Consider the following 22,309-nt stretch of genomic DNA (forward strand, 5'->3'; position numbering starts at 1 on the left):
GTGGGTGGAATGCCGGGTGGGAAGAGGGGACCGCCCCTCTCGCTGTGGCGGCGCCGCAACTGCCCTATGCCCGGGGAGCCGCCGGATGTCGCTGTACTCCCATGGGTGTGGCCGGGGGCAGGGAGGAGGGGCCCGTGGGTGAGCAGCGGGCCCCTACTGGTGTGCAGGTGACTGGGCTTACTCCGCCTTGATTGCGGTCAGCATGTTCATGCGGGCCGCTCGGCGGGCCGGCCACAGTGCGGCGAGGATGCCGACCGTCGCCGCGAGCAGCAGGAACACCGCCATCCGGGCCCAGGGCAGGACGAGTTCGTACGTGGCCATCTTCGTGCCGAGGAGCTCACCGGCCGCCCAGCCGAAGAAGACGCCCAGGCCGATGCCGAGGACCCCGCCGAACAGGGAGATGACCAGGGACTCCAGACGGACCATCCGCTTGATGCCCTTGCGGTCCAGGCCGATCGCGCGGAGCATGCCGATCTCCTGGGAACGTTCGAACACCGACATCGCGAGGGTGTTGATGACCCCGAGGACCGCGACGATCACCGCCATCGCCAGCAGGCCGTAAAGCATGTTCAGCATCAGCGTGAACATCTGCGCGATGGAGTCGGACAGGTCCTTCTTGTCCTGGACCTTGATGGCCGGGTTGGAGCCGAGGGCCTTCTCCAGCCGGTCCTTGGCCGCGTCGGAGGCGCCGTCGGACGTCTTCAGCATGACCTGCATGTCGGACAGTTCGCTCAGGTGCGGATTGAGCGTCGCGGTGTCGAGCATGATGCCGCTGATCAGCTCGTTGCCCTCGTAGACCCCGGCGACCGTGAGCTTCTGCGCCTTGCCGTCCTCGTAGTGGACGGTGAAGGACGAACCCGCCTTCCAGCCGAAGGACTTGGCCCTGTCCTTGTCCACGACCACCTCGCTGCCGCCGACCTTGAACGCGCCGTCCTCCACCTTGAGGTCGGTCAGCTCACCGATCGCCGAGCCGTTGACGCCCGTCAGGTACTCGGTCTCGCCGTCGATACGGGAGGCCGCGTTGCGCAGCGGGCTGACGGCGGTGACGTCGTCGACCTTCGCCAGCTTCTTCTCGACGTCCGCCGAGAGCTCGTTGCCGTTCGCCATGGAGACGACGTAGTCCGCCTTGACGGCCGCCGACGCCATCTTGTCGATCGACTTCTGCAGGCTGCCCGCCATCACCGTCATGCCGGTGATCAGCGTGAGGCCGATCATCAGCGCGGAGGCCGTGGCTGCCGTACGGCGCGGATTGCGCACCGAGTTCTGGCGGGCCAGCTTCCCGGAGACGCCGAACACACGCAGCAGCGGGGCCGCGGCCGCGATCAGCGGGCGGGACAGGAGAGGCGTGAGGATGAAGACGCCGATGATCAGCAGGACCGCGCCCATGCCCATGGGAGCCTGGCCGTCCGAGCCCTCCATGGTGGTCGCCGCCAGGATGACGGCGACCCCCGCCCCGCTGAACAGCGCGCCCAGCGTGTTGCGCAGCACCAGCGACTTGGTGGTCGCCTTGGCGTGCACACTGCTCATCGCCGCGACCGGCGGGATCTTCGCGGCCCTGCGGCCCGGGAGCCAGGCCGCGAGCATGGTGATCAGGACGCCGACCGCGAGAGCCGTGCCCACCGTGCCCGGCGTGATGATGAGCGGTCCGTCCGGGACCGTCGCCCCGAGCGTGTCCATCAGCGACCTGAGCCCGGCCCCGATGCCGATGCCGGCCACGAGACCCGTCACGGCGGCGATCAGGCCCACCACGAACGCCTCGATCAGCACCGACCGCGTGACCTGCCTGCGAGACGCGCCGACCGCCCTGAGCAGGGCCAGCTCCTTGGTGCGCTGGGCGACCAGCATGGTGAAGGTGTTGGCGATGATGAAGGTGCCGACGAACAACGCGATGCCGGCGAAGACCAGCAGGCCCTGCTTGAGACCGGCCATCGAGGAGGAGATCAACTCGGCCTGACTGTCGGCGAGTTCCTTCCCGGTCTCGGTCTCCACCAGATCGGCGGGGAGCGCCTTGTCCAGCGCCGCCCGCAGCGCGGTCTGGGAGGTGCCGGAGGCCGCCTTCACATCGATCTCGTCGTACGTCCCCGGCTTGCCGAACAGTTTCTGGGCGGTGGCCGTGTCGAACAGCGCGAGGCTGCCGCCGGCCGCGACATTGCCGTCGTCGGTGGTGAAGACGCCGGTGACGACCGGCTTGAGGACCGGGCCGTCGACCGAGATGCGAACGGTGTCGCCGACCTTGTAGCCGGCCCGCCTCGCCGTCTCGGAGTCGATCGCGACCTGGTTCGCGCCGTGCGGCGCGGCGCCCTCGGCGAGCGGGTACCGGGGGTCCTTGTCCCCGTAGTAGTTGCCGCCCTGCGACTGGAAGCCGCCGCCGACGAGTTTGCCGTCCTTGTCGGCGATGGCGGTGAAGCCGCTCACCACGCCGATGGCGTTCGCGGCGCCCGGAACCTCGGCGCTCTTCTCCAACAGCGCCTGGGTCAGGTCGGGGTTCTTCCCGATCGTGTTGCCCTTGTCCTCACGGGACTTGGCGGTGACGGCGACGTCAACCTGGTCGAAGCCCTTGGCCGAACTCTTCTGGTAGGCCTCGGAGATGGTGTTGGTGAAGACGAGGGTGCCGGACACGAACGCCACGCCGAGCATCACGGCGAGCACGGTCATCAGCAGTCTGGCCTTGTGCGCGAGTACGTTGCGCAGGGCGGTGCGGAACATCAGGAGGTGCGGCCCTTCGCGTCGAACTGCTTCAGGAAATCGAGCACGTTGTCGGCCGTGGGCTTGTACATCTCGTCCACGATCCGGCCGTCCGCGAGGAACACCACCCGGTCCGCGTACGCCGCGGCCACCGGGTCGTGGGTCACCATGACGACCGTCTGCCCCAGTTCCCGGACCGAGTTGCGCAGGAAGCCCAGGACCTCGGCGCCGGCCCGCGAGTCGAGGTTTCCGGTCGGCTCGTCACCGAAGATGATGTCGGGCTTGGACGCGAGGGCCCGGGCGACGGCGACGCGCTGCTGCTGGCCGCCGGAGAGCTGGGCGGGGCGATGGCTGAGGCGGTCCCGCAGTCCGACCATCCCGATGACCGACTCCAGCCACTGCTTGTCCGGTTTACGGCCGGCGATGTCCATCGGGAGGGTGATGTTCTCCAGGGCCGTCAGGGTCGGCAGCAGGTTGAACGCCTGGAAGATGAAGCCGATCTTGTCCCGCCGCAGCTTGGTCAGCTGCTTGTCCTTCAGGGAGCCCAGCTCGGTGTCGCCGATGCGGACCGAACCGGAGGAGAAGGTGTCGAGGCCGGCCACGCAGTGCATCAGCGTGGACTTGCCGGAACCGGACGGGCCCATGATCGCGGTGAACTCGGCCTGGCGGAACTCGACGGTGACCCGGTCCAGGGCGACCACCTGGGTCTCGCCCTGTCCGTAGATCTTCGACAGATCCGTGGCGCGTGCGGCCACGGTGGTGGGCCGGCCGGCGACGGTTGTGGTGGTCACGGGATGGAACTCCTAGCGGGACGACATCGTTGAAGGACGTCTTCCATCGTGGTCGCCGGAACCCGTCGTGTAGTCAGCCGCAGTTCTGGTTCCGAAGGCAGACTTCGGAGGGACCGCGCCGCTCGGTGTCATACCTGGGGATGACGGTGGCCCCTGACCGGGGCGCGCGCGAAGAACAGGTGGAGCGTCCTTGTTCGGGCGGTGAAATTCCGTCATTCCGCATGCGCGGCCGGGTGCCGCCCGTAACGCTATTGGCAGGTGCGGATGGCGTGTTCCGCGGTCTGATGCACCCTCAGGCGCCAATAAAATAAGACAACATCGGTCCGCCCGTCCGCTGTTCGGGGGATGTATCCCGATAGGCTCGGAACCTCGACGCGGAGCCCATGGCCTGCCCGGATGGTGGAATGCAGACACGGCGAGCTTAAACCTCGCTGCCCCTTCGCGGGCGTGCCGGTTCAAGTCCGGCTCCGGGCACTTTCCCGCCCACGCGAGTTCTCACGCGTGGGCCGGCTGTCCTGTCGTCATCCCTCGTAGACGGTCAGTACGGCACCGTCGATCTCGATCCGGCGGCCGGCGCGCAGGCCGTCGCGGCGCAGTGTTCTCAGACAGGTGTGGAACAGGGGCAGCTCGTCCGCGTCCAGGACGGCGGCGGCCAGTTCCACGAGTTCGGTCACTGACTGATCGGTCAGTACCTCGGGCAGCTCACCGGAGAGCAGAACGACTGATTCTCCGGCGGGCCCGCGGACCACGGCTGTGGCCGGCCCGCCATGCACGAACAACACATTCCCCCCTGGGAGCCCGGGGTCGTACGGCTCTCGCTCCTCGGGCAGGACGAGAGACTAGCGGGGGAGTCCGGCACTTTCGGGCACAGTCGAATTCTTTGTCCGACTCCTCGGAAGAGTGAACATCCGCGGTCGCGGAGCGCCGGGACCGGCTTCCGGACGGTCACTTGGGGGGCGCGGGGTGTGGGGGGTTGTGCGCTTGGGGTGGTCTCGGAAGGCGCGGGCGCGGGCGCGGGGGGCGCAGGGTGCCGGTGGGGTGTGGGCTCGGGGTTGAGGAGGGTCCCTCTCGGGGGGTGGGCCGGGGTTCGGGTGGTCGCTTGTGTGGTGCGGGCGGCGAGAGCCTTACGGGGTAGGGCCGCAGGGGCGCGCGCGGCGGGTTGTTCCGGAAGGTCGGCGCTGAGACGGGCGGGCTCCAGGTGGCCGTATGCGCCGCGTGCAGTCGGTCCCTCGGGGCGCTCGTGGGGTACGGCCTCGGGCGGGCGGTCTCCGGTGGTCGCTCGCGTGGTGCGAGGGCCGGAAGCGTGGCCTGGGTGGGGTGGCTCGAACGGCCGCTCGGCGGCGTCCGGGTGGGCGTGGCACCGGCGTGGGTCGGCCGGGGGTGGGTCAGCCCCCCGCATGCGCTGAGCGGAGCCGGGTGCCTCGGCCCCCGCCGGGCCGGCCCGGCGTCGGTCCGGCCGGCCGGCCGCCCGGCGTGGGGCGGCGGTTACTTCTTCGGGGTGCGGTCCAGCAGGGACTCCACGAGGGCGGCCACGTGGCGGCGGTCGTCGGGTGAGAGTTTCTGGAGGCTGGCGATCAGGAGGTCCACCTCGGGGTCGGCCGGGTGGGCGACGGTGCCGGCCGGGGTGCCGTACACGTGGATGCCGCAGGCCTCCGCGGCGGCGCGCCGGACGGTGTCCAACGGGAGTTCCAGGCCCTTGGACAGTCCCTCCAGAGTCGTCGACTGAGGCATGCGGACGACGCGGTCGGTAGTCGCCAGGTGGTGGACGGTGGAGCGCGGGATGCCGCCGCGGCGCGCCACGTCGCCGTAGGACCAGCCCTTGCGGTCCAGGCGCTCACGGATCAACTGCTGGAGTGCGTTGGCCACGGGTGGGTCACTTCCTGCTCGCCGCTCGGCGGAACCGTCCATGTCGGGGCCGATTCTACGGGCGGCCCCACCCGCCGCCGAAAGGGTGATTCCCCGAACGGGTTGCGCAGTGGCGCCACGAGGCCCTAGTGTCCAATCTCGTTGGACAGCACGTCCGGCCAAGTTGGACAGAGTGTGGGGGGAACCTGACTCGGTCCGACCGGAAATGCCCATCCCTGAGGGGGAATTGATCATGATGGACGCTCACGAGCTCGAGGCCGAGTCCGCGGAACTGCTGCCCGGCCGCGAGGCCCTCGGCCGTCTGAAGTTCAGCTTCAACAAGACGACCAACGTCACCAAGCACATCGCCAACGTCGAGGCCCACAACTCGTCCCTGGCCGTCAACGACCACTCCCTGGCCTCGGCCGCCGCCTCGCAGGCCGGCCAGAACATCACGGTCACCCAGTAACACCCGCGCACCACCTCGAACCCGATCCACATCACCTGAAAGGACGTCCGACATGAGCATGGACATGCACGAGCTGGAGACCGAGTCCGCCGAGCTGCTGCCGGGCCGCGAGGCCCTGGGCCGTCTGAAGTTCAGCTTCAACAAGACGACCAACGTCACCAAGCACATCGCCAACATCCAGGCGGACAACCAGTCCGCGGCGCTCAACGACCACTCCTCCTACTCGGTCGCCGAGTCGCAGGCCTCGCAGTCGATCGTCGTCAAGCAGTAGCGCCGGCGTGATCCGGCCGTCGGGGTGGGCCGCCCGTACCAGCGGTGCGGTCCACCCCGACGGCCGTGCCAGGGGGGAAGCGGGGAGGACGTGGGGGGAGACCACATATGACAGTGCTCGGAGACGGGCCCCCGACGCTGTACGACCCGGGACCGGTGCCCGGGCCGGGCGGCTGGCCGGTGACGTACGAGCAGGTGGCGACGGGCAGCCTGCCGGTCGTCGACCAGCGGCTCGTGCCGCGGCTGAGCGCGGGACTGCGACTGCACGGCGAGTACCAGGGATCGGGCTTCACCGAACCCAAGTACATCGCCCGTCGGGGGGACGGGCAGGTCGTACAGCTGTCGCGGCTGCTGTACCTCGTGGCGTCGTCCGTGGACGGCGTACGCGACACCGAGTCGATCGCCCACCGGGTGAGCGCGAGATTCGGCCGCGAGGTCAGCGGCGAGAACATCCGCTTCCTGGTGGAGAAGAAGCTGGAACCGCTCGGGGTCACGGTCCCCGAGGGCCAGGAGAGCGACGAGGTCGACGCACCGCGCTCCGACCTGCTGCTCGCCCTCAAGGGCCACCGGATCATCTTCGACGAGCGGCGCACGGCCCGGATCGCGCGGATGTTCGCGTGGCTGCACCGGCCGGTCGTGGTCGCGGCCGTGCTGCTCACGACCGTGGCCATGGACGTGTGGCTGTTCGGCTTCTTCGGGGCGATCGAGCCGGTCCTGGAGGTCCTCGACCAGCCGGTGCTGATCCTCATCGTCTTCGCCCTGACCGTGGCCTCGCTCGTCTTCCACGAGTTCGGCCACGCCTCCGCGTGCAGCTACGGCGGCGCACGGCCCGGGTGCATCGGCTGCGGGATCTTCCTCATCTGGCCGTCGATGTACACGGACGTGACGGACGTGTACCGGATCGGACGCGGCGGGCGGATCAGGACCGATCTGGGCGGCGTCTACTTCAACGTGGTCTTCATGCTCGGCATGGCCGGGCTGTACTTCGCCACGGGGGAACCGTTCTTCCTGGCCGCCGTGTATCTCGGGCACTTCGAGATCCTCGAACAGCTGATGCCGGCGGTGCGCCTCGACGGCTACTACATCCTCGGTGACCTCGCCGGGGTCCCGGACCTCTACGGCAAGATCAAGCCGATCCTGCTCGGACTGGTGCCGGGCAGAAGGGGGCGGGCCGCGCGCAAAGAGGTCGCCGGGCTGAAGAAGTCGGCGCGGACCATCGTCGCCGCGTGGGTGCTCACCATGGTCCCGCTGATCATCGGCGAGATGGGCTACGCGCTGTGGAACCTGCCCCGGATCATCGCCACGATGACCCGGTCCATGGTCGAGCAGTTCTCCGGCACCGGGTCGGCCTTCGCGGACGGCCGGATCGTCGAGGGGCTCGTCGGGGTGCTGGGCTGTCTCATGCTGCTGATCCCGATGGGCGGTGTCGTCTATCTCACCGTGAAGATCGGGGGGCGGATCCTGCGGGCCGCGAAGCGGTCCACGGCGGGGCGGCCCCGGTTGCGGGTGGCGCTGTGCGCGGTGGTCCTCGCCGGGCTGACCGGTCTCAGCTACGCCTGGACGTCCGGCCTGACGCCCCAGCCGCTCCCGAAGAAGCCCCCGATCGCGCCGATCCTCCAGCCCGGGGTCTCGACGGAGGAACCACGTCCCCGGCAGGCCACGACCCCCGACGGCGACGCCTCGACGTCGGACACGGACACCTCGGACGACCCGGCGGGCACCGGCCCCGGTGCGGGTTCACCCTCGGCGGGCCGCTCCCAGGGCTCCGTCGCGCCCACCCCGGGGGCGTCCTCCGACGCCTCGACGTCCGCCGCACCGGCGTCGTCGGCGACAGCACCGGGCTCGGCGTCGGGGGGTTCCTCCCGCGGGCCGGCGTCCTCGACGCAGGGCACCTCGGCGGACCCGGAACCGTCCTCCCCGGGCACGGAACCGGCCACCCCCGTCTCGTCCCCGACCCCGTCGGAGAGCATCGCGCCCTCACCCGTCGAGACGCCGTCACCATCAGCGGCCAGCGGGTCACCGGGGGCGTCCTGAGGGGGAAGGGCGACAACCGATCGGACGGCGGGGGGAGGGCCGGTGGCCGCCTGCCGCCGTGGGCCGACGGTCCGTATCCCCGCTGTGGGCTGACAGTCCGTGTCCCCGCCGTGGGCCGACGGCCCGTATCCCGCCTCCCCACACCCGCCCCCGCCTCCGCGCCCGTACTCATCCATCCACCCAAGGAGACCTCTTGAGCAGCCACCGAAAACCCCGTACCTCCAGCCCGTTGACCCGGCGTGCCGTTCGCGTGGGGCTGGTCGCCGCCGGTGTCGCCGGTGTGGCGACCGCTGTGCCGGCGCAGGCCGCCACCGGCGGGGCCACCAAGCTCGCCGTCGCGTCGGACCACGTCTTCAGCCACGCCGACCGCCACGACCACACCGAGGAGAAGGACTCGTTCACCATCCGGCAGTTCGGCAAGGTGAACGCCGCCTCCGTGCGCAACCAGGCCAACGCGGTCTCCTCGGGCTGCACCGCCGACGACGACTGCCGTTCGGTCGCGCTGTCGTTCCAGATCGTCACCGTCGCGGGCGAGCACACCCGCCTGAACGCCGTGAACCTCAGCGACGCCGCCAACAAGAGCTGCACCGGCTGCCAGACCCTGGCCGGCGCCTACCAGTTCGTGGTCTCCACGCCCGCCCCGCTCACCCTCGACTCCGCCCACCGCCGCCAACTCGCCGACATCCACCGCCGACTGGACGCCCTGACCCGCTCCGACGTCCCCGCGACCGACCTGCGCACGCGCGCCGACGCCCTCGCCGCCGAGGTCAACACCGTCCTCGAGGACGCCGTGGCCCACGCCCCGAAGGGGGACGCGCAGGAGGACGTCACCATGCACCGCCACCTGGACGGCTGGCCCGGCCGCTGACCCGTCCGGCCGCCGGGCCCGCGGCAGCCTTCCGCGGGTCCGGCGGCCGCACAGACCGTTGACATCGGCAGACCTCGGGCGCAGACTCGCCACACTAAAATGAAAGAAACTTCACCAGGCGAACAGCGCCCATAGAGGTCTCCGAAGGGAACGCCCGTGCGTACCACCGTCGGCATCATCGGAGCCGGCCCCGCCGGCCTCCTCCTCGCCCGGCTCCTCCACAACGCCGGCATCGACTCGGTCGTCCTGGAGAGCCGCGACCGCGCCTACGTCGAGCACCGCCAGCGCGCCGGGATCCTGGAGCAGGGCACGGTCGACGTGCTGCGCGCGGCCGGCGCCGGGGAGCGCATGGACCGTGAGGGACTCCCGCACGACGGCATCGAGCTGCGCCACGACAGGAAGCGCCACCGCGTCGACTTCCCCGCCCTCACCGGCGGCCGCTCCGTGATGGTCTACGCCCAGACCGAGGTCTGCAAGGACCTCATCGCCCTCCAGCTCAAGGACGGCGGCCCGCTGCTGTTCGAGGCGGAGGCCCTGGCCGTCGAGGGTGCCGACACCGACACCCCGCGCGTCCGCTTCCGGCACGAGGGGCGCGAGGACGTCCTGGAGTGCGAGTACGTCGTCGGCTGCGACGGCTTCTGGGGAGTGGCGAGGAAGGCGATCCCCGCCGAACTGACCCAGGTCTTCGAGCGGACGTACCCCTTCGCCTGGCTCGGCATCCTCGCCGACGTCCCGCCCTCCCACGACGAACTCGTCTACGCCCGCCACGACCGCGGCTTCGCGCTGCTTTCCATGCGCTCCCCGTCCGTCTCCCGCCTCTACCTCCAGGTCCCGGAGGGCACGGACGCCGGGACCTGGGGCGACGAGGAGATCTGGGACGAGCTGGAGCGCCGCTTCGAGACGGACGACGACTGGAAGCTCGACAGGGGACCGATCACCCAGAAGTCCGTCACCCCCATGCGCTCCTACGTCCACGAGCCCATGCGCCACGGCCGTCTCTTCCTCGCCGGCGACGCGGCGCACATCGTCCCGCCCACCGGCGCCAAGGGCCTGAACCTCGCCGTGGGGGACGTCGTGACCTTCGCGAGCGCACTGACGCACCAGCAGGAGACCGGTTCGGCCGAGCGCCTCGACGCGTACTCGGAGACCTGCCTGCGCCGGGTCTGGCAGGCCGAACGGTTCTCGTACGACATGACGAGCCTCCTGCACCGGGCGCCCGACGCCACCCCCTTCGAGGACCGGATGCAGCGGGCCCGGCTGGAGCGGATCGCCGGGTCGCGGGCCGCCGAGACCGACCTCGCCGAGGGCTACACCGGCTTCCCCTTCGAGTGAGGCCCCTCCGGTGCCGGGAATCACGCGTACGCGTAGCGTGTTGGCCAGCACATCGAGGGAAGATCCTCCTCAAGCACTAGGGTCATTCCTTTGCCTACCCATTACTCTTGAGGGCAAGGTCCACACACGGTGGCCATGGAGGAGTGAAATGAGGAGCAGCAACCCGGTCTTCTCGCGACGGGGGTTCAGCCGCGACAACGGCTACGCGGGCTTCAACACCGCGCCGCAGGCCGGGGCCGCAGCCGTGGGCACGCAGGGCAACCCCTACGCGCAGCCGCAGGGCAACCCGTACGCGACCAACCCCTATGCCCAGGACCTTCAGCAGGGCGCGCCGCCGCAGACCCCGGTGACCACCGGCCGGATGACGATGGACGACGTCGTCCTGCGCACCGGCACCACGCTCGGCATCCTGATCGTCACCGCCGCGCTCGCCTGGGCGCTGCTGCCCGTCGACGACGCCAACATCGGCCGCTCGTACGGCATCGGCATCGGCGCCGCGCTGGTCGGCATGGTCCTGGCGTTCGTGCAGTCCTTCAAGCGCAAGGCCTCGCCCGCGCTGATCGTGTCGTACGCCGCGTTCGAGGGTGTGTTCCTCGGCGTCATCTCCAGCATCGTCGACAACCGCATCGCGAGCGGCGCGGCCATGCAGGCCGTGATCGGCACGCTGGCGGTCTTCGCCGCCGTACTCGTGGCGTACAAGGCCGGCTGGATCCGCGTCAACCGGCGGTTCTACGGCTTCGTCATGGCGGCCGCGCTCGGCTTCATGCTGCTGATGGTGGTCAACCTGCTCTTCGCCGCCTTCGGCGGCGGTGACGGCCTCGGCTTCCGCAGCGGCGGCCTCGGCATCCTGTTCGGCATCATCGGCGTCCTGCTCGGCGCGTGCTTCCTCGCCCTCGACTTCAAGCAGGTCGAGGACGGCATCGCCTACGGCGCCCCGCGCGAGGAGGCGTGGCTGGCCGCGTTCGGTCTCACGCTGACGCTGGTGTGGATCTACATGGAGTTCCTGCGACTCGTGGCGATCCTCAACAGCAGCGACTAGTCCTCGACGGTCGCACGGTTCGTACGGCGAAGGGCCCTCGGTCGCGACCGAGGGCCCTTCGGCATGTGCGCAGCTCAGAAGTACCTGCGCGCGGCCCTCCTCAGGTCGTACTCGTGGATGATCGCTTTGGCGTGGCCGTACGCGAGGTTGTGTTCGTGGCGGAGCCAGCTGACCTTTTCCTCGAAGCGGAAGAGCGCCGGGCCTTCGTCGACGGTGCGGAGCCAGTCGGAGACTTCACGACCGGTGCAATGGGGGATGCGGGCGAGCATGTTGCGGTGGGTCTCCTCGGAGAGGACGTGGGACATCGGCGCCTCCGGACGCAAAGGGGATGTAAGCCGGTCCTTCAGGTCACCGTGCCTGAGCCTTCGCCCGTTGGCAACAGTCCCGGTGGGACACGTACGGTTGGCCGGTGGCTGATACTTCGCGTCTGACCCGGGCTGTGGACCACTTCGCCGACCGTCTGCGGGCCGCTCCGCAGAGCCGGCTGCAACGGGGCGCCGCCGCCGAAGCACTGGGCCTGGCCCGGGAGTTCGCCCGCCGGACGCAGGCCCTGGAGGAGCCCGGGACCGAGCCGCGCGAGATGCCGGACGTGGGCATGTTCGCCGCCGCCGACCAGATCACCGTGGCCGTGCACGACTTGGCCCTCGTCCTGACGGACGAGGGCCAAGTGGAAGAAGCACTGGAACTGGTGGCGCAGGCCCAGCGGCGTGCCGGAGTGTGACTCCTGCGCCGCAGCCCGCCTCCTACAGGGACGCTATGACCCGGTCCGCCAGGATGTAGACGTTCTCCTCGCCGCAGGCGAACGTCAGCGTGTACGCGCCCGAGACCCCCGAACCGCCCAGCAGCACCGGGGTCTCGCCCCCGCGCAGGGCCGCGGAGAGGCGCTCGGCCGTCTCGCGGTGGCCCGGGGTCATGCAGAGGGTCGTGCCGTCGGCGAAGACGTAGACGTCCAAGGTGCCGAGCGGACCCGGGCGGACATCGGCCAGCTCGGTGCCGGAGGCGGCCAGTTCCTCCAGGGTCGCCACCGTGCGCTCGTGGTCGCCCACGGTCGGTGAGCCGACCGGCACGAAGTCCGGGTGGGAGGGGTGGCGGCGCCGGGCCGCGGCCAGTTCGGGACTCTCCCCGGCAAACTCGTCCGCGTCGGCCGAGGACTCCGACACCGACTCCAGCGGCTCCAGGCCCACGAAATCGGCCTGCCGGGGCAGGAACAGCTCGCTGTCGGGCAGGCCGAGCAGCGAGGGCGCGTCGGAGGCTTCACGGGCCTCCTGGGCGGCCCAGAACGCCCGCGCCTCGGCGAGCTCGCGCTCGCGCTCCTCGGCGAGGGCCTCGGCCACGGCGGCGCGTATCTCGTCGACGTCAGCGGCGGGACGGGCGGCCGGTACGAGACCCCGTACCGAGGCGGGGTTGTTCCTGGCGAGCTCGGTGTGCAGGGCGGCGACCTGTCGGCGCAGCACCATGAGGGTGCGCAGAACAGCGACGCCCACGGCGCCCGTGGCGGCCGTGGTGACCAGCAAGGCGATCGGCATGGCGCTCACTGACGTACTCCCGGTTCAAAGTCGACCCCCGACTTCCTACATCAGCTTGAAGGGCGGACTATCCAGCTGTCAGTGCGTAACGTCACGAATCGGACAGGGCTTTGGGTCCGGGGTTCGTGGTGAAACGGCTCTGAGCTGCGCAAATCCCTCTGGGGAGGGAGATAGGTCACATCCTGAGGGAGATTGGATCACAAATCGGCCCAGAACCTTGGAGTTTCCCAGGTTCTGGGCCGAAGAGTGACGCTCAGTCCCCGTGCGTACACGGAGAGTTGGGAATCAGCTCAGGCGCTCGATGACCATCGCCATGCCCTGGCCGCCACCCACGCACATGGTCTCCAGACCGAACTGCTTGTCGTGGAACTGGAGGGAGTTGATGAGCGTGCCGGTGATCCGGGCGCCGGTCATGCCGAAGGGGTGGCCGACGGCGATCGCGCCGCCGTTCACGTTCAGCTTCTCCAGCGGGATGTTCAACTCGCGGTAGGAGGGGATCACCTGGGCGGCGAACGCCTCGTTGATCTCGACCAGGTCGATGTCGTCGATCGTGAGACCGGCGCGGCGCAGAGCCTGGTTCGACGCGTCCACCGGGCCCAGACCCATGATCTCGGGGGACAGGCCCGAGACCCCGGTCGACACGATGCGGGCGAGCGGGGTCAGACCGAGCTCGCGGGCCTTGGTGTCGGACATGATCACGACCGCGGCGGCACCGTCGTTGAGCGGGCAGCAGTTGGCGGCGGTGACCAGGCCGTCGGGGCGGAACACCGGCTTGAGGCCCTGGACGCCTTCGAGCGTGACACCGGCGCGCGGGCCGTCGTCCTTGGAGACGACCGTGCCGTCGGGCAGCGTGACCGGGGTGATCTCGCGCTCCCAGAAACCGTTCTTGATGGCTTCCTCGGCGAGGTTCTGCGAGCGGACACCGAACTCGTCCATGTCCTGGCGGGTGATGCCCTTGAGGCGGGCCAGGTTCTCGGCGGTCTGCCCCATCGCGATGTACGGGTCGGGGAGCAGACCGTCCTCGCGCGGGTCGTGCCAGGTCGTGCCCTCCTGGGCGGCGGTGGCCGCGGTGCGGGCCTGTGCCTCGTCGAAGAGCGGGTTGGTGGTGTCCGGGAGACCGTCCGAGCTGCCCTTGGCGTAGCGGGAGACCGTCTCGACACCGGCCGAGATGAAGACGTCGCCCTCGCCGGCCTTGATGGCGTGCAGGGCCATGCGGCTCGTCTGCAGCGAGGAGGAACAGTAACGGGTGATCGTGCAGCCCGGCAGGTGGTCCATGCCCATCTGCACGGCGACGATGCGGCCCAGGTTGTAGCCCTGCTCGCCGCCGGGGAGGCCGCAGCCGAGCATCAGGTCGTCGATGTCGCGCGGGTCCAGCTCGGGGACCTTGGCGAGGGCGGCCTGGATGATCGTGGCGGTGAGGTCGTCGGGGCGCAGGTCCTTGAGCGAGCCCTTGACTGCGCGGCCGATGGGGGAGCGGGCGGTCGAGACGATCACGGCTTCGGGCATCACGGCTCCATTGGCATACGGGGTTCTTCCGACTGGGCTGCTTGGGAAGTTACCCGTACGTATGGCCTGGGTCACGGGGATGACGGTGTGACCTATGTCTAAGCGCTTGCTTTCCTCACCTCGGCCGCCCCGCCACCCCCACCCAAACCCCCCGCCGCTCACACGCCCGACGGACGGGGATCGCCCGGACCGGCGTTCGCGGCAGGAGTCGGCTCCGTCGCCCGCACCCGCCGCCTCCGCCTGCGCTTCAGCAGTGCCCAGGGCCCCGTCGGACCCGTCGGCATCGCGGCCGCGACCTCCGTGCCCGCCTCCGAGGCCGCCTCCGCCGCCGCCCTCGCCACCGGCAGGAAGCCCTCACGGCGGGAGACGTCCGGGCGGTCCTCGTCGGCCGGCCACAGGCTCAGGGCCGCGCACACCGTCGGCAGCACCGCCATCGCCGCCGTCGCATAACCCTCCGCCGAGGGGTGGTAGTGGTCGGGGCCGAACAGCTCGCGCGGATTCGCCTCGAACTCCGGGCCCAGCAGATCGCCCAGCGACACCGTGCGGCCGCCCTGCTCCACCGCGCCGATCGTCTGGGCCGCCGCCAGCTGACGCGAGGCCCGGCGGGCCAGCCACCGCAGCGGCTGCTGGACCGGCTCGATCGTGCCCAGGTCGGGACAGGTGCCGACCACGACCTCGGCCCCGGCCGTGCGCAGCCGCCGTACCGCCGAGGACAGATGCCGTACGGAACGCGTCGCCGGCATCCGGTGTGTGACGTCGTTCGCGCCGATCATGATCACGCAGATGTCGGGGATCCGCTCCGGGTCCGCCAGTGTCTGCGCCACCTGCCGGTCCAGGTCGTCCGAGGTGGCCCCGGGGAGGGCGACATTGCGGAGTTCCACCGGGCGCTCCGCCACCGCCGCCAGCCCGGACGCCAGCAGCGCGCCCGGCGTCTGGCCCGCCCGGTGCACCCCCTGGCCCGCGGCCGTCGAGTCGCCCAGCATGGTCAGCCGCAGGGGCGGATCGCCCGCGCCGGCATAGACGTGGCCGTACCGGCCCTCGGCCTGCGGGACGTGCGGCGTCGTGCCGTTGCCCACCTGCCGCCTCGCCAGCCGCACCTCCGCCAGCAGCAGACCCATGGCCGCCGCGCCGGCCAGACCGATCCCGCCGCCGCCGTATGCCGCGCCGGCCGCGATCCGCCGGGCCACCCTCGCCCTCGACATGCTCGTCATACGTCGCCGCCACCTCCGTCGTACCCGATACACCCACTCCTTGCCCCGCACGGACGGTGGCCCAATCCCCACGGTGAGTGAACGGCCGTCATGGCGCCCGATCAGGCCATAGGCTGGCTGGACCACTAGGACCACTTCTTTTGCAAGCATCCGGAGACAACGGTGCAATTCCACGACTCGATGATCAGCCTCGTCGGCAACACCCCGCTGGTGCGGCTCAACAGCGTGACCAAGGGCATCAAGGCGACCGTCCTGGCCAAGGTCGAGTACTTCAACCCCGGCGGCTCCGTGAAGGACCGCATCGCCCTGCGCATGATCGAGGCGGCGGAGGAGAGCGGGGCGCTGAAGCCCGGGGGCACCATCGTCGAGCCGACCAGCGGCAACACCGGGGTCGGGCTCGCCATCGTGGCGCAGCAGAAGGGGTACAAGTGCATCTTCGTGTGCCCCGACAAGGTGTCCACCGACAAGATCAACGTCCTTCGGGCGTACGGCGCCGAGGTCGTGGTCTGCCCGACCGCCGTGGACCCCGAGCACCCGGACTCGTACTACAACGTCTCCGACCGGCTGGTGCGCGAGACGCCCGGCGCGTGGAAGCCCGACCAGTACTCCAACCCCAACAACCCGCTCTCGCACTATCACTCCACCGGCCCCGAGCTGTGGGAGCAGACGGAGGGGAAGATCACCCACTTCGTGGCGGGCGTCGGCACCGGCGGCACCATCTCCGGCACCGGCCGGTACCTGAAGGACGCCAGCGACGGCCAGGTCCAGGTGATCGGCGCCGACCCCGAGGGGTCCGTGTACTCCGGCGGGTCCGGGCGGCCGTATCTCGTCGAGGGCGTCGGCGAGGACTTCTGGCCGACCGCCTACGACCGGACCGTCGCCGACGAGATCGTCGCGGTGTCGGACAAGGACTCCTTCCAGATGACCCGCCGCCTCGCCAAGGAGGAGGGCCTGCTGGTGGGCGGCTCCTGCGGCATGGCCGTCGTCGCGGCCCTGCGCGTCGCCGAGCGCCTGGACGAGAACGGCGTCGTGGTGGTCCTGCTCCCGGACAGCGGACGCGGGTACCTCTCGAAGATCTTCAACGACGAGTGGCTGGCGTCCTACGGCTTCCTCGAGGAGACGGGTCCGACCGCGCGCGTCGGGGACGTCCTGAAGTACAAGGAAGGCGCGATTCCCCACCTGGTCCACATGCACCCGGACGAGACGGTCGGCCAGGCCATCGAGGTGCTGCACGAGTACGGCGTCTCGCAGATGCCGGTGGTGAAGCCGGGCGCCGGGCACCCCGACGTGATGGCGGCAGAGGTGGTCGGTTCCATCGTCGAACGGGACCTTCTGGACGCGTTGTTCACCCAGCGTGCCAATCTCACGGACCCGCTGGAGAAGCACATGTCGGCGCCACTGCCGCTCGTGGGTTCCGGTGAGCCCGTCGTGGATCTGATGTCGATCCTGGGCCGCGCGGACGCGGCGATGGTGCTGGTCGAGGGCAAGCCGACCGGAGTGGTGACCCGTCAGGACCTGCTGGCCTACATGGCGCGCGCGGCGGAGTGACGCGCGGGAGTGTTCGCCGTCCTCACTGTCTTCGCACGCGAGGACGGCAACACCCGTCGTGACCCGTCAGCTCATGCCGAGCGCCTGATCCGCAGCAGTGCGGGATCGAACGGGGCACGACGCGACCGTCCGGGCGGAAGCGGCAGGACGGTCACCGATTCCAGGACGCCGGCGATCGCCGCCCGCCGCTGAGCGAGGCTCATCACGGGCCATCGTGAGGGGTCCTTGCCCGCCGAAGCGGCCTGCATGTTCCGTCGGTGTTCCGCCCGAGCCGCTTCCAGACCGGAGATACGGGCCTCAAGATCGGTCATCTCGACAGCGGGAGATTCGCGCTGTCCGACAAGGCGTTGCAGCAGCGCCGTACCGGCCCACTCCGGCTGCCTGTCATCGGCGTTGCTGCGCTGTTCGCCCAGCAAGGAAAGAACGATCTCCTCGAGATAGCGGTCGACGTCACGGACATTGCGAGCGGTGCCTCCGCAGTCCAGGGCAGTGCACAGAGGGCCTGGACGGGATGGCCGTCGGCGGTTCTCCGGCAGTGCAGCGCGTCGACCACCTCCACGAACGCCGGTCGTACGACAGCGGGTTGTGCCGCTGTCAGGCCGTTGTCCTCGTAGAACCGGACGATGGCCACCCCGAACGCGTCGGCCGTCTCGATGTTCTCCTCGTGCTGATGACGAATGCCTGTCCCGGCTTCGCGCCCCGTGGCCAGGACGGCGGACCGTGTGCTCTGGTCGGCACTGATCCGGGCGTAGTCCACTCCGGGTATCCGGCCGCCGAGCCACTCCTCGAAGCTGCGCCCCGCTTCCAGAGCCGAGACGAGTGAGGGATTGAGGAAGCTCCTCGACCAGCCGGACATACGCATACCTCTTCGAGATGGGATGAACGGTTCGGATACCTCGAAATATGCAGGTGGAGGGCATGGCTGGTGAGTGGATGGCCGACTGAACCAGCAGATCGGGTGACGAGCCGTGCCGCGGATTGACGTCCGGGCCGGGGAACGACCGGACTTCGCGGAACTGGTACGAGGGCGTCACGTCCGCGCAGCACACGCTTAACACGGGTCCGGCACATTGGTGGATGTCGGCAGGGCGGGAGCGGCTCCCCGCCCCGGCCGGCGCCGAACGTCCAAGGACCTCCGGAGCGGCTCCCGGACCTCCATGGACGCCGGACGTGAGACCTGGCCTGACCCGGTCCACGTCCCTCGCGGGGACCGCCGTCGTCCCGCCCCCCGGTAACGGGGGTGCGGCGGTCCCCGCGCATATCCTTTCTGCTCTTTGCTGCTCTTTTCTACGCGCTCGTGCCGGCCCAACTGGCCAGCAGCGCAAGCCTCTCCGCCGTCTCCGACCCCGGCTCCGGCGTGTACGCCACGAGCGTCCGGTCGGGGGTCTCCGGCAGGACCAGGGACTCGTACGGCAGGGTCAGCAGGCCCGCCACCGGGTGCCGGACGCGTTTGACGCCGTACATGCACGCCTTGACCTGGTGGTCGGCCCACAACCGGCGGAAGTCCTCGCTCTTGAGGGAGAGTTCGCCGACGAGGTCGCGCAGTGCGGGGTCGTCGGGGTGGGCGCCCGCGTTGAGGCGCAGATGGGCCACGCTCTGGGAGGCGACCGCGGCGAAGTCGGGATAGAGGTCGCGGCCCTCGGGCTCCAGGAAGAGCTGGCGGACGATGTTGCGGCGTGCGGGAGCCATGCGGCTGTAGCCGCTCAGCGCGTCGGCGAGGGCGTTCCAGGCAAGCACGTCCATCCTGGGTCCGAGGACGAAGGCGGGGGTGCGGTCCATGCTGTCGAGCAGCAGTTGGACCCCGGGGCGCACGCGTGGCGCGGCCTCGCGGCGCGGGCCCGCCTTCTTCCTCGTCGGCCGGGCCACCGCACGCAGATAGGCGTGCTCGGTCTCGTCCAGGCGCAGCACGCGGGCGACCGCGTCCAGGACCGCGTCGGAAACTCCCCCGGACTTCGTCCGGGAGGGGCCCCCAGGGCCCCTGCCCTGCTCCAGCCGGATGTAGTAGTCCACGCTCACTCCGGCCAGTTGCGCCACTTCTTCCCGGCGCAGACCGGGCACGCGGCGCCTGCCGTGCGAGGGCAGCCCCACCTCCTCGGGCCGGATGCGGGCGCGGCGTGAGCGCAGGAAGTCTCCGAGGTCCCCGTCCATGGGTTCGATCGTAGGGGAGCTCCCGGTTTCGAACCTGGTACTGGCAGACCCAGGAAAAGCGCATCCCTGGGTACGGCTGCCCGGACGCCGCAGGGTGGTGGACGAGGCCGGGGAGCGACCCCGGCGGACATCCCACCGAGGAGCACAGCGATGTCGTACGAGAATCTGGCCGGACGTACCGCCGTCGTCACCGGAGCGGCGAGCGGCATCGGAGAGGCCACGGCCGTGCTGCTGGCCGCGCAGGGGGCGCGGGTCGCGCTGCTCGCGCGGCGCGGTGAGCGGCTGGAGGCGATCGCCGGGAAGATCCGGGCCGACGGCGGTCAGGCGCTGGCCGTGGTGGCCGACGTCACCGACGACGCGTCCGTGGCGGCCGCCGTGGAGCGTGTGCACACGGCGTACGGGACCGTCGACCTGGTGGTCAACAACGCGGGCGTGATGCTGCCGAACCCGATCGCCAGCGCCCGTGTCGACGAGTGGCAGCGGATGATCGACACCAATGTCACCGGTGTTCTGCGCGTCATCGGGGCCCTCGCAGGTGACCTGAACGAGGCGGCCGCGCAGGGGCGCAGCGCGGACCTGGTGAACATCTCGTCCATCGGCGCGCACGTCACCAGCTTCACCAACTACGCGGTGTACGGGGCGACGAAGGCCGCGGTCACCCATCTCTCGGCGCTGCTGCGCAACGAGTTCGGGCCGCGGGGGGTGCGGGTCACCAACATCGAGCCGGGGCTGACGGAGAGCGAGCTGGCCACGCACATCGACGACGACGGGCTGCGGGAGCAGGTCGTCGGGATGGCCGAGGCGATGGGCACGCTGGCGGCCACGGAGCTCGCCGACCTCGTCGCCTACGTCACCAGCCGGCCGCGGCACGTCAATCTGCGGCAGGTCATGGTGCTGCCGACCGCGCAGGTGTGAGCGTCGGGTCAGCCCTCCCAGTCGCTGCTCCGGGAGGACGGCTTCGCGCGGCGGCCCCGGAAGAGGTCCGGGTTGACGCGGAGCGCCTGGAAGGCGTTGACGCCGACGATGCCGACCCAGGAGACCAGCAGGCCGGGCAGGTGGGCGACACCGCCGCCGATCGCGGAGAGCGGGATCGCCAGCACCAGGGAGACGATGGCGAAGCCGAAGCGTTCGCCGAAGGAGTCGGTGGGCCTGGGCGAGCGGGCGCCCCGGGCCGTCACCATCTGCTGCTCGGCGAGCTGCCGGCGCAAGCGGCGGTCCACGGCGCCGTCGATCCGCTGGTCGACCTTCTCCAGGAACGAGTCGACCAGCGCGGACTCGTACTCCTCGCCCAGTTCCCTGCGGGCCTGCAGGGTGGCGTTGAGTTCCTTCTTGAGTTCGGGGTCCCGCTCATCCATTGGGGTCATGGAACCCACGGTAGGCAGCCGCAACGCCCGCTGCACTGGGGTTATCCCCCCTGTTGCGGCGGGGGTCCTTCCTAGGTCAGGCCGTGCTGCTTCGCGTACGCGTTCGCCACGTCCTCCGGGTCCTTCTTGTCGTTGTCGACCTGGCTGTTGAGCCGGGTGAGCTGCTCGGTGGTGAGGACGTTCCCGAGGCGGGCGAGCGCCTTGCGGACGGTGTCGTCGGCCTTGCGGTCGGCGATGAGGGGGACGATGTGCTGGCTGGGGATGAGGTTCTTGGGGTCGGTCAGCACGACCCAGTCGTGGGCCGCGATGTCGGTGTCGGTGGTGAAGAGGTTCGCCACGTCGACGTCGCCCTTCTTGAGGGCGCCCTTGACCAGGGGGCCGTCCGAGTCGAGGGACTTGAACTCCTTGAACTCGATCCCGTACACGTCCTTGAGGCCGACCGCGCCCACCCGGCGCTTCTTGACCTCGGGGGCGGCGCCGATGACCAGCTCGCCGTTCTGCTTCGCGAGGTCGGCGAGGGTGGTCAGGCCGTACTTCCGTGCGGTCGCCCGGGTGACGACGAAGCAGTCGGAGTCGGCCGCCTGGCCGTACGGGAGCACCTGGAGTCCGGCGGGCAGGGCCAGGGTGAGGGCGTTCTGCATGGTGCCGGGCTCGGACGAGGCGTCCTTCGGGGCGAGGTAGTTGAGGAGGGCGCCCTGGTACTCGGGCAGCAGGTCGATGTCGCCCGCCTTGAGGGCCGGGATCACGATCTCGCGGGTGCCGAGGTTGGGGCGGACCTTGACCTTCACGCCGGCCTGCTGGAGCACGGCCGCGTACAGGTATCCGAGGACCTGGTTCTCGGTGAAGTTGGCGGTGCCGATGGTGACTCCGCCCTTGCTGGAGCCGCTCCCGCCGGCGGCCGTGCCGCCGCCGTCGAGGGAGGTGACGCCGCTGGAGCAGGCGGCGAGGGCGGGGACGGAGGCCGCTGCGAAGAGGCCGCCGAGGAGGGTGCGTCGGTTCATCGGGGGTCCTTACGCGGTGCGGTGGCGGAAGAGGAAGCGCTGGAGGGCGGAGAGCGAGAGGTCGAGGGTCACGGCGATCACGGCGACCAGCACCGCCCCGCCGAGCACCTGCACGAGGTCGCGCTGGGCGAGGCCGTCGAAGACGTAGCGGCCCAGACCGCCGAAGGAGACGTAGGCCGCGATGGTCGCGGTGGCGACGACCTGGATCAGTGCCAGGCGCAGGCCGGTCATGATCAGGGGGAGGGCGAGGGGCAGTTCGATCCGGAAGAGGACCTGGTGGCCGCGCATGCCCTGGCCGCGGGCGGCGTCGCGTACGTCCGGGTCGACGGCGGTCATGCCGGCGTAGGTGTTGGTGACGATCGCCGGGACCGCGAGGGCGACGAGGGCGACGTAGACCGGGAGCATGGACAGGCCGCCGGCCAGGAAGACCAGCACGACCAGGCCGACGGTCGGCAGGGCGCGGCCGAAGGAGGCGAGGTTGATCGCGAGGAAGGCGCCCTTGCCGGTGTGGCCGATCAGCAGGCCGAGGGGGAGGCCGATCGCGGCCGCGACGAGGGTCGCGAGGAGGGAGTACTGGAGGTGCTCGGCGAGGCGATGGGCGATGCCGTCCGTTCCCGTCCATTGAGAGCCGCTGGTCAGCCAGGAGCCGAGGTTCTTGATGAGTTCGTACAT

The 22,309-nt window shown here is 70.2% G+C and carries 23 protein-coding genes and 1 tRNA gene; 10 read left to right on the top strand and 14 right to left on the bottom strand.

Translation table 11 applies throughout. The features are described from left to right. Positions 1 to 177: 177 nt before the first annotated feature. Positions 178 to 2,706, bottom strand: coding sequence for an ABC transporter permease (locus ACIRP7_RS04825; RefSeq protein ID WP_403653978.1), 2,529 nt, complete (start codon positions 2,704 to 2,706; stop codon positions 178 to 180). Beyond that, the gene (locus tag ACIRP7_RS04830) at positions 2,706 to 3,476 is read right to left on the bottom strand and encodes an ABC transporter ATP-binding protein (RefSeq protein WP_352388246.1); all 771 of its coding nucleotides are present in this window, start codon (positions 3,474 to 3,476) and stop codon (positions 2,706 to 2,708) included. Before ACIRP7_RS04830 ends, ACIRP7_RS04825 begins: the two co-directional genes overlap by 1 nt. 390 nt (positions 3,477 to 3,866) lie before the next feature. On the opposite strand from ACIRP7_RS04830, the gene ACIRP7_RS04835 reads away from it, so the two are divergent. Further along, positions 3,867 to 3,950 (top strand) — tRNA-Leu (locus ACIRP7_RS04835). A 47-nt stretch (positions 3,951 to 3,997) separates the two neighbouring features. Here ACIRP7_RS04835 and ACIRP7_RS04840 read toward each other — a convergent pair. Beyond that, positions 3,998 to 4,150: a hypothetical protein gene (locus ACIRP7_RS04840; RefSeq protein WP_328639077.1), complete on the bottom strand. Its 153-nt coding sequence runs from the start codon at positions 4,148 to 4,150 to the stop codon at positions 3,998 to 4,000. 811 nt (positions 4,151 to 4,961) lie between these two features. Further along, a complete protein-coding gene (locus ACIRP7_RS04845; protein ID WP_352388243.1) occupies positions 4,962 to 5,342 on the bottom strand; it encodes a helix-turn-helix transcriptional regulator in 381 nt (126 codons plus the stop codon). Positions 5,343 to 5,574: 232 nt separating this feature from the next. Between ACIRP7_RS04845 and ACIRP7_RS04850 the strand changes: the two genes are divergently transcribed. The 6 genes from ACIRP7_RS04850 (at position 5,575) to ACIRP7_RS04875 (ending at position 11,333) form a co-directional block, all read left to right on the top strand. Beyond that, entirely contained in the window at positions 5,575 to 5,790 is a 216-nt protein-coding gene (locus tag ACIRP7_RS04850) for a hypothetical protein (protein ID WP_352388241.1), read from the top strand. Positions 5,791 to 5,842: 52 nt separating this feature from the next. After that, the gene (locus ACIRP7_RS04855; RefSeq protein ID WP_007382551.1) at positions 5,843 to 6,061 is read left to right on the top strand and encodes a hypothetical protein; all 219 of its coding nucleotides are present in this window, start codon (positions 5,843 to 5,845) and stop codon (positions 6,059 to 6,061) included. 107 nt (positions 6,062 to 6,168) lie between these two features. Next, positions 6,169 to 8,094: a hypothetical protein gene (locus tag ACIRP7_RS04860; protein WP_403653984.1), complete on the top strand. Its 1,926-nt coding sequence runs from the start codon at positions 6,169 to 6,171 to the stop codon at positions 8,092 to 8,094. Positions 8,095 to 8,287: 193 nt separating this feature from the next. Continuing rightward, entirely contained in the window at positions 8,288 to 8,962 is a 675-nt protein-coding gene (locus tag ACIRP7_RS04865; protein WP_403653987.1) for a hypothetical protein, read from the top strand. 156 nt (positions 8,963 to 9,118) lie between these two features. After that, the gene (locus tag ACIRP7_RS04870) at positions 9,119 to 10,294 is read left to right on the top strand and encodes a 4-hydroxybenzoate 3-monooxygenase (protein WP_403653990.1); all 1,176 of its coding nucleotides are present in this window, start codon (positions 9,119 to 9,121) and stop codon (positions 10,292 to 10,294) included. Positions 10,295 to 10,442: 148 nt separating this feature from the next. Continuing rightward, positions 10,443 to 11,333 (top strand): Bax inhibitor-1/YccA family protein, encoded by an 891-nt coding sequence (locus ACIRP7_RS04875; protein WP_403653993.1) that lies wholly within the window; start codon positions 10,443 to 10,445, stop codon positions 11,331 to 11,333. 74 nt (positions 11,334 to 11,407) lie between these two features. Here the strand turns inward: ACIRP7_RS04875 and ACIRP7_RS04880 are convergent, their stop codons facing one another. Next, positions 11,408 to 11,638 (bottom strand): DUF4287 domain-containing protein, encoded by a 231-nt coding sequence (locus ACIRP7_RS04880; RefSeq protein WP_020120819.1) that lies wholly within the window; start codon positions 11,636 to 11,638, stop codon positions 11,408 to 11,410. A gap of 104 nt (positions 11,639 to 11,742) precedes the next feature. Here ACIRP7_RS04880 and ACIRP7_RS04885 point away from each other — a divergent pair, with 104 nt between their 5' ends. Then, on the top strand, positions 11,743 to 12,054 hold the full coding sequence (locus ACIRP7_RS04885; RefSeq protein ID WP_352388231.1) for a hypothetical protein: 312 nt from the start codon (positions 11,743 to 11,745) through the stop codon (positions 12,052 to 12,054). 22 nt (positions 12,055 to 12,076) lie between these two features. Here the strand turns inward: ACIRP7_RS04885 and ACIRP7_RS04890 are convergent, their stop codons facing one another. The 3 genes from ACIRP7_RS04890 to ACIRP7_RS04900 all read right to left on the bottom strand — a co-directional run bounded on the left by ACIRP7_RS04890 (position 12,077) and on the right by ACIRP7_RS04900 (position 15,576). Then, complete coding sequence (locus ACIRP7_RS04890) at positions 12,077 to 12,859, bottom strand: hypothetical protein (RefSeq protein ID WP_403654264.1); 783 nt, start codon at positions 12,857 to 12,859, stop codon at positions 12,077 to 12,079. Positions 12,860 to 13,144: 285 nt separating this feature from the next. Continuing rightward, on the bottom strand, positions 13,145 to 14,365 hold the full coding sequence (locus ACIRP7_RS04895) for an acetyl-CoA C-acetyltransferase (protein WP_403653997.1): 1,221 nt from the start codon (positions 14,363 to 14,365) through the stop codon (positions 13,145 to 13,147). Between the two features lie 158 nt (positions 14,366 to 14,523). Further along, positions 14,524 to 15,576 carry an SGNH/GDSL hydrolase family protein gene (locus tag ACIRP7_RS04900; RefSeq protein ID WP_403654000.1) on the bottom strand — a complete coding sequence of 351 codons (1,053 nt, stop codon included), beginning with the start codon at positions 15,574 to 15,576 and terminating at the stop codon, positions 14,524 to 14,526. 162 nt (positions 15,577 to 15,738) lie between these two features. Between ACIRP7_RS04900 and ACIRP7_RS04905 the strand changes: the two genes are divergently transcribed. Further along, on the top strand, positions 15,739 to 17,124 hold the full coding sequence (locus tag ACIRP7_RS04905) for a cystathionine beta-synthase (protein WP_403654003.1): 1,386 nt from the start codon (positions 15,739 to 15,741) through the stop codon (positions 17,122 to 17,124). Between the two features lie 71 nt (positions 17,125 to 17,195). Here the strand turns inward: ACIRP7_RS04905 and ACIRP7_RS04910 are convergent, their stop codons facing one another. From ACIRP7_RS04910 to ACIRP7_RS04920, 3 genes are all read right to left on the bottom strand, one after another. Next, the gene (locus ACIRP7_RS04910) at positions 17,196 to 17,435 is read right to left on the bottom strand and encodes a hypothetical protein (protein WP_403654006.1); all 240 of its coding nucleotides are present in this window, start codon (positions 17,433 to 17,435) and stop codon (positions 17,196 to 17,198) included. Continuing rightward, positions 17,432 to 17,980, bottom strand: a complete 549-nt coding sequence (locus tag ACIRP7_RS04915; protein WP_403654009.1) for a hypothetical protein — start codon at positions 17,978 to 17,980, stop codon at positions 17,432 to 17,434. The genes ACIRP7_RS04910 and ACIRP7_RS04915 overlap by 4 nt, the downstream gene beginning before the upstream one ends. Positions 17,981 to 18,411: 431 nt before the next feature. After that, the gene (locus tag ACIRP7_RS04920; protein ID WP_403654012.1) at positions 18,412 to 19,272 is read right to left on the bottom strand and encodes a helix-turn-helix transcriptional regulator; all 861 of its coding nucleotides are present in this window, start codon (positions 19,270 to 19,272) and stop codon (positions 18,412 to 18,414) included. A 150-nt stretch (positions 19,273 to 19,422) separates the two neighbouring features. Here ACIRP7_RS04920 and ACIRP7_RS04925 point away from each other — a divergent pair, with 150 nt between their 5' ends. Continuing rightward, complete coding sequence (locus tag ACIRP7_RS04925) at positions 19,423 to 20,187, top strand: SDR family oxidoreductase (protein ID WP_403654015.1); 765 nt, start codon at positions 19,423 to 19,425, stop codon at positions 20,185 to 20,187. An 8-nt stretch (positions 20,188 to 20,195) separates the two neighbouring features. On the opposite strand, the gene ACIRP7_RS04930 is transcribed toward ACIRP7_RS04925, so the two are convergent. From ACIRP7_RS04930 to ACIRP7_RS04940, 3 genes are all read right to left on the bottom strand, one after another. Continuing rightward, a complete protein-coding gene (locus tag ACIRP7_RS04930; protein ID WP_403654266.1) occupies positions 20,196 to 20,627 on the bottom strand; it encodes a hypothetical protein in 432 nt (143 codons plus the stop codon). 80 nt (positions 20,628 to 20,707) lie between these two features. After that, positions 20,708 to 21,637, bottom strand: a complete 930-nt coding sequence (locus ACIRP7_RS04935; protein WP_403654018.1) for an ABC transporter substrate-binding protein — start codon at positions 21,635 to 21,637, stop codon at positions 20,708 to 20,710. A gap of 9 nt (positions 21,638 to 21,646) precedes the next feature. Next, positions 21,647 to 22,309, bottom strand: coding sequence for an ABC transporter permease (locus ACIRP7_RS04940; protein WP_352388217.1), 663 nt, complete (start codon positions 22,307 to 22,309; stop codon positions 21,647 to 21,649).

The organism is Streptomyces sp. NPDC102270 (genome assembly GCF_044766405.1).
Taxonomy (GTDB): Bacteria; Actinomycetota; Actinomycetes; order Streptomycetales; family Streptomycetaceae; genus Streptomyces.

Excerpts from the sequence above, each read along its gene's own strand:
- ACIRP7_RS04825 (WP_403653978.1), bottom strand. The coding sequence starts at position 2,706 with ATGTTCCGCACCGCCCTGCGCAACGTACTCGCGCACAAGGCCAGACTG.
- ACIRP7_RS04850 (WP_352388241.1), top strand. The coding sequence starts at position 5,575 with ATGATGGACGCTCACGAGCTCGAGGCCGAGTCCGCGGAACTGCTGCCC.
- ACIRP7_RS04855 (WP_007382551.1), top strand. The coding sequence starts at position 5,843 with ATGAGCATGGACATGCACGAGCTGGAGACCGAGTCCGCCGAGCTGCTG.
- ACIRP7_RS04860 (WP_403653984.1), top strand. The coding sequence starts at position 6,169 with ATGACAGTGCTCGGAGACGGGCCCCCGACGCTGTACGACCCGGGACCG.
- ACIRP7_RS04875 (WP_403653993.1), top strand. The coding sequence starts at position 10,443 with ATGAGGAGCAGCAACCCGGTCTTCTCGCGACGGGGGTTCAGCCGCGAC.
- ACIRP7_RS04880 (WP_020120819.1), bottom strand. The coding sequence starts at position 11,638 with ATGTCCCACGTCCTCTCCGAGGAGACCCACCGCAACATGCTCGCCCGC.
- ACIRP7_RS04890 (WP_403654264.1), bottom strand. The coding sequence starts at position 12,859 with ATGCCGATCGCCTTGCTGGTCACCACGGCCGCCACGGGCGCCGTGGGC.
- ACIRP7_RS04895 (WP_403653997.1), bottom strand. The coding sequence starts at position 14,365 with ATGCCCGAAGCCGTGATCGTCTCGACCGCCCGCTCCCCCATCGGCCGC.
- ACIRP7_RS04900 (WP_403654000.1), bottom strand. The coding sequence starts at position 15,576 with ATGACGAGCATGTCGAGGGCGAGGGTGGCCCGGCGGATCGCGGCCGGC.
- ACIRP7_RS04910 (WP_403654006.1), bottom strand. The coding sequence starts at position 17,435 with ATGACCGATCTTGAGGCCCGTATCTCCGGTCTGGAAGCGGCTCGGGCG.
- ACIRP7_RS04915 (WP_403654009.1), bottom strand. The coding sequence starts at position 17,980 with ATGTCCGGCTGGTCGAGGAGCTTCCTCAATCCCTCACTCGTCTCGGCT.
- ACIRP7_RS04920 (WP_403654012.1), bottom strand. The coding sequence starts at position 19,272 with ATGGACGGGGACCTCGGAGACTTCCTGCGCTCACGCCGCGCCCGCATC.
- ACIRP7_RS04925 (WP_403654015.1), top strand. The coding sequence starts at position 19,423 with ATGTCGTACGAGAATCTGGCCGGACGTACCGCCGTCGTCACCGGAGCG.
- ACIRP7_RS04930 (WP_403654266.1), bottom strand. The coding sequence starts at position 20,627 with ATGGATGAGCGGGACCCCGAACTCAAGAAGGAACTCAACGCCACCCTG.
- ACIRP7_RS04935 (WP_403654018.1), bottom strand. The coding sequence starts at position 21,637 with ATGAACCGACGCACCCTCCTCGGCGGCCTCTTCGCAGCGGCCTCCGTC.
- ACIRP7_RS04940 (WP_352388217.1), bottom strand. The coding sequence starts at position 22,309 with ATGTACGAACTCATCAAGAACCTCGGCTCCTGGCTGACCAGCGGCTCT.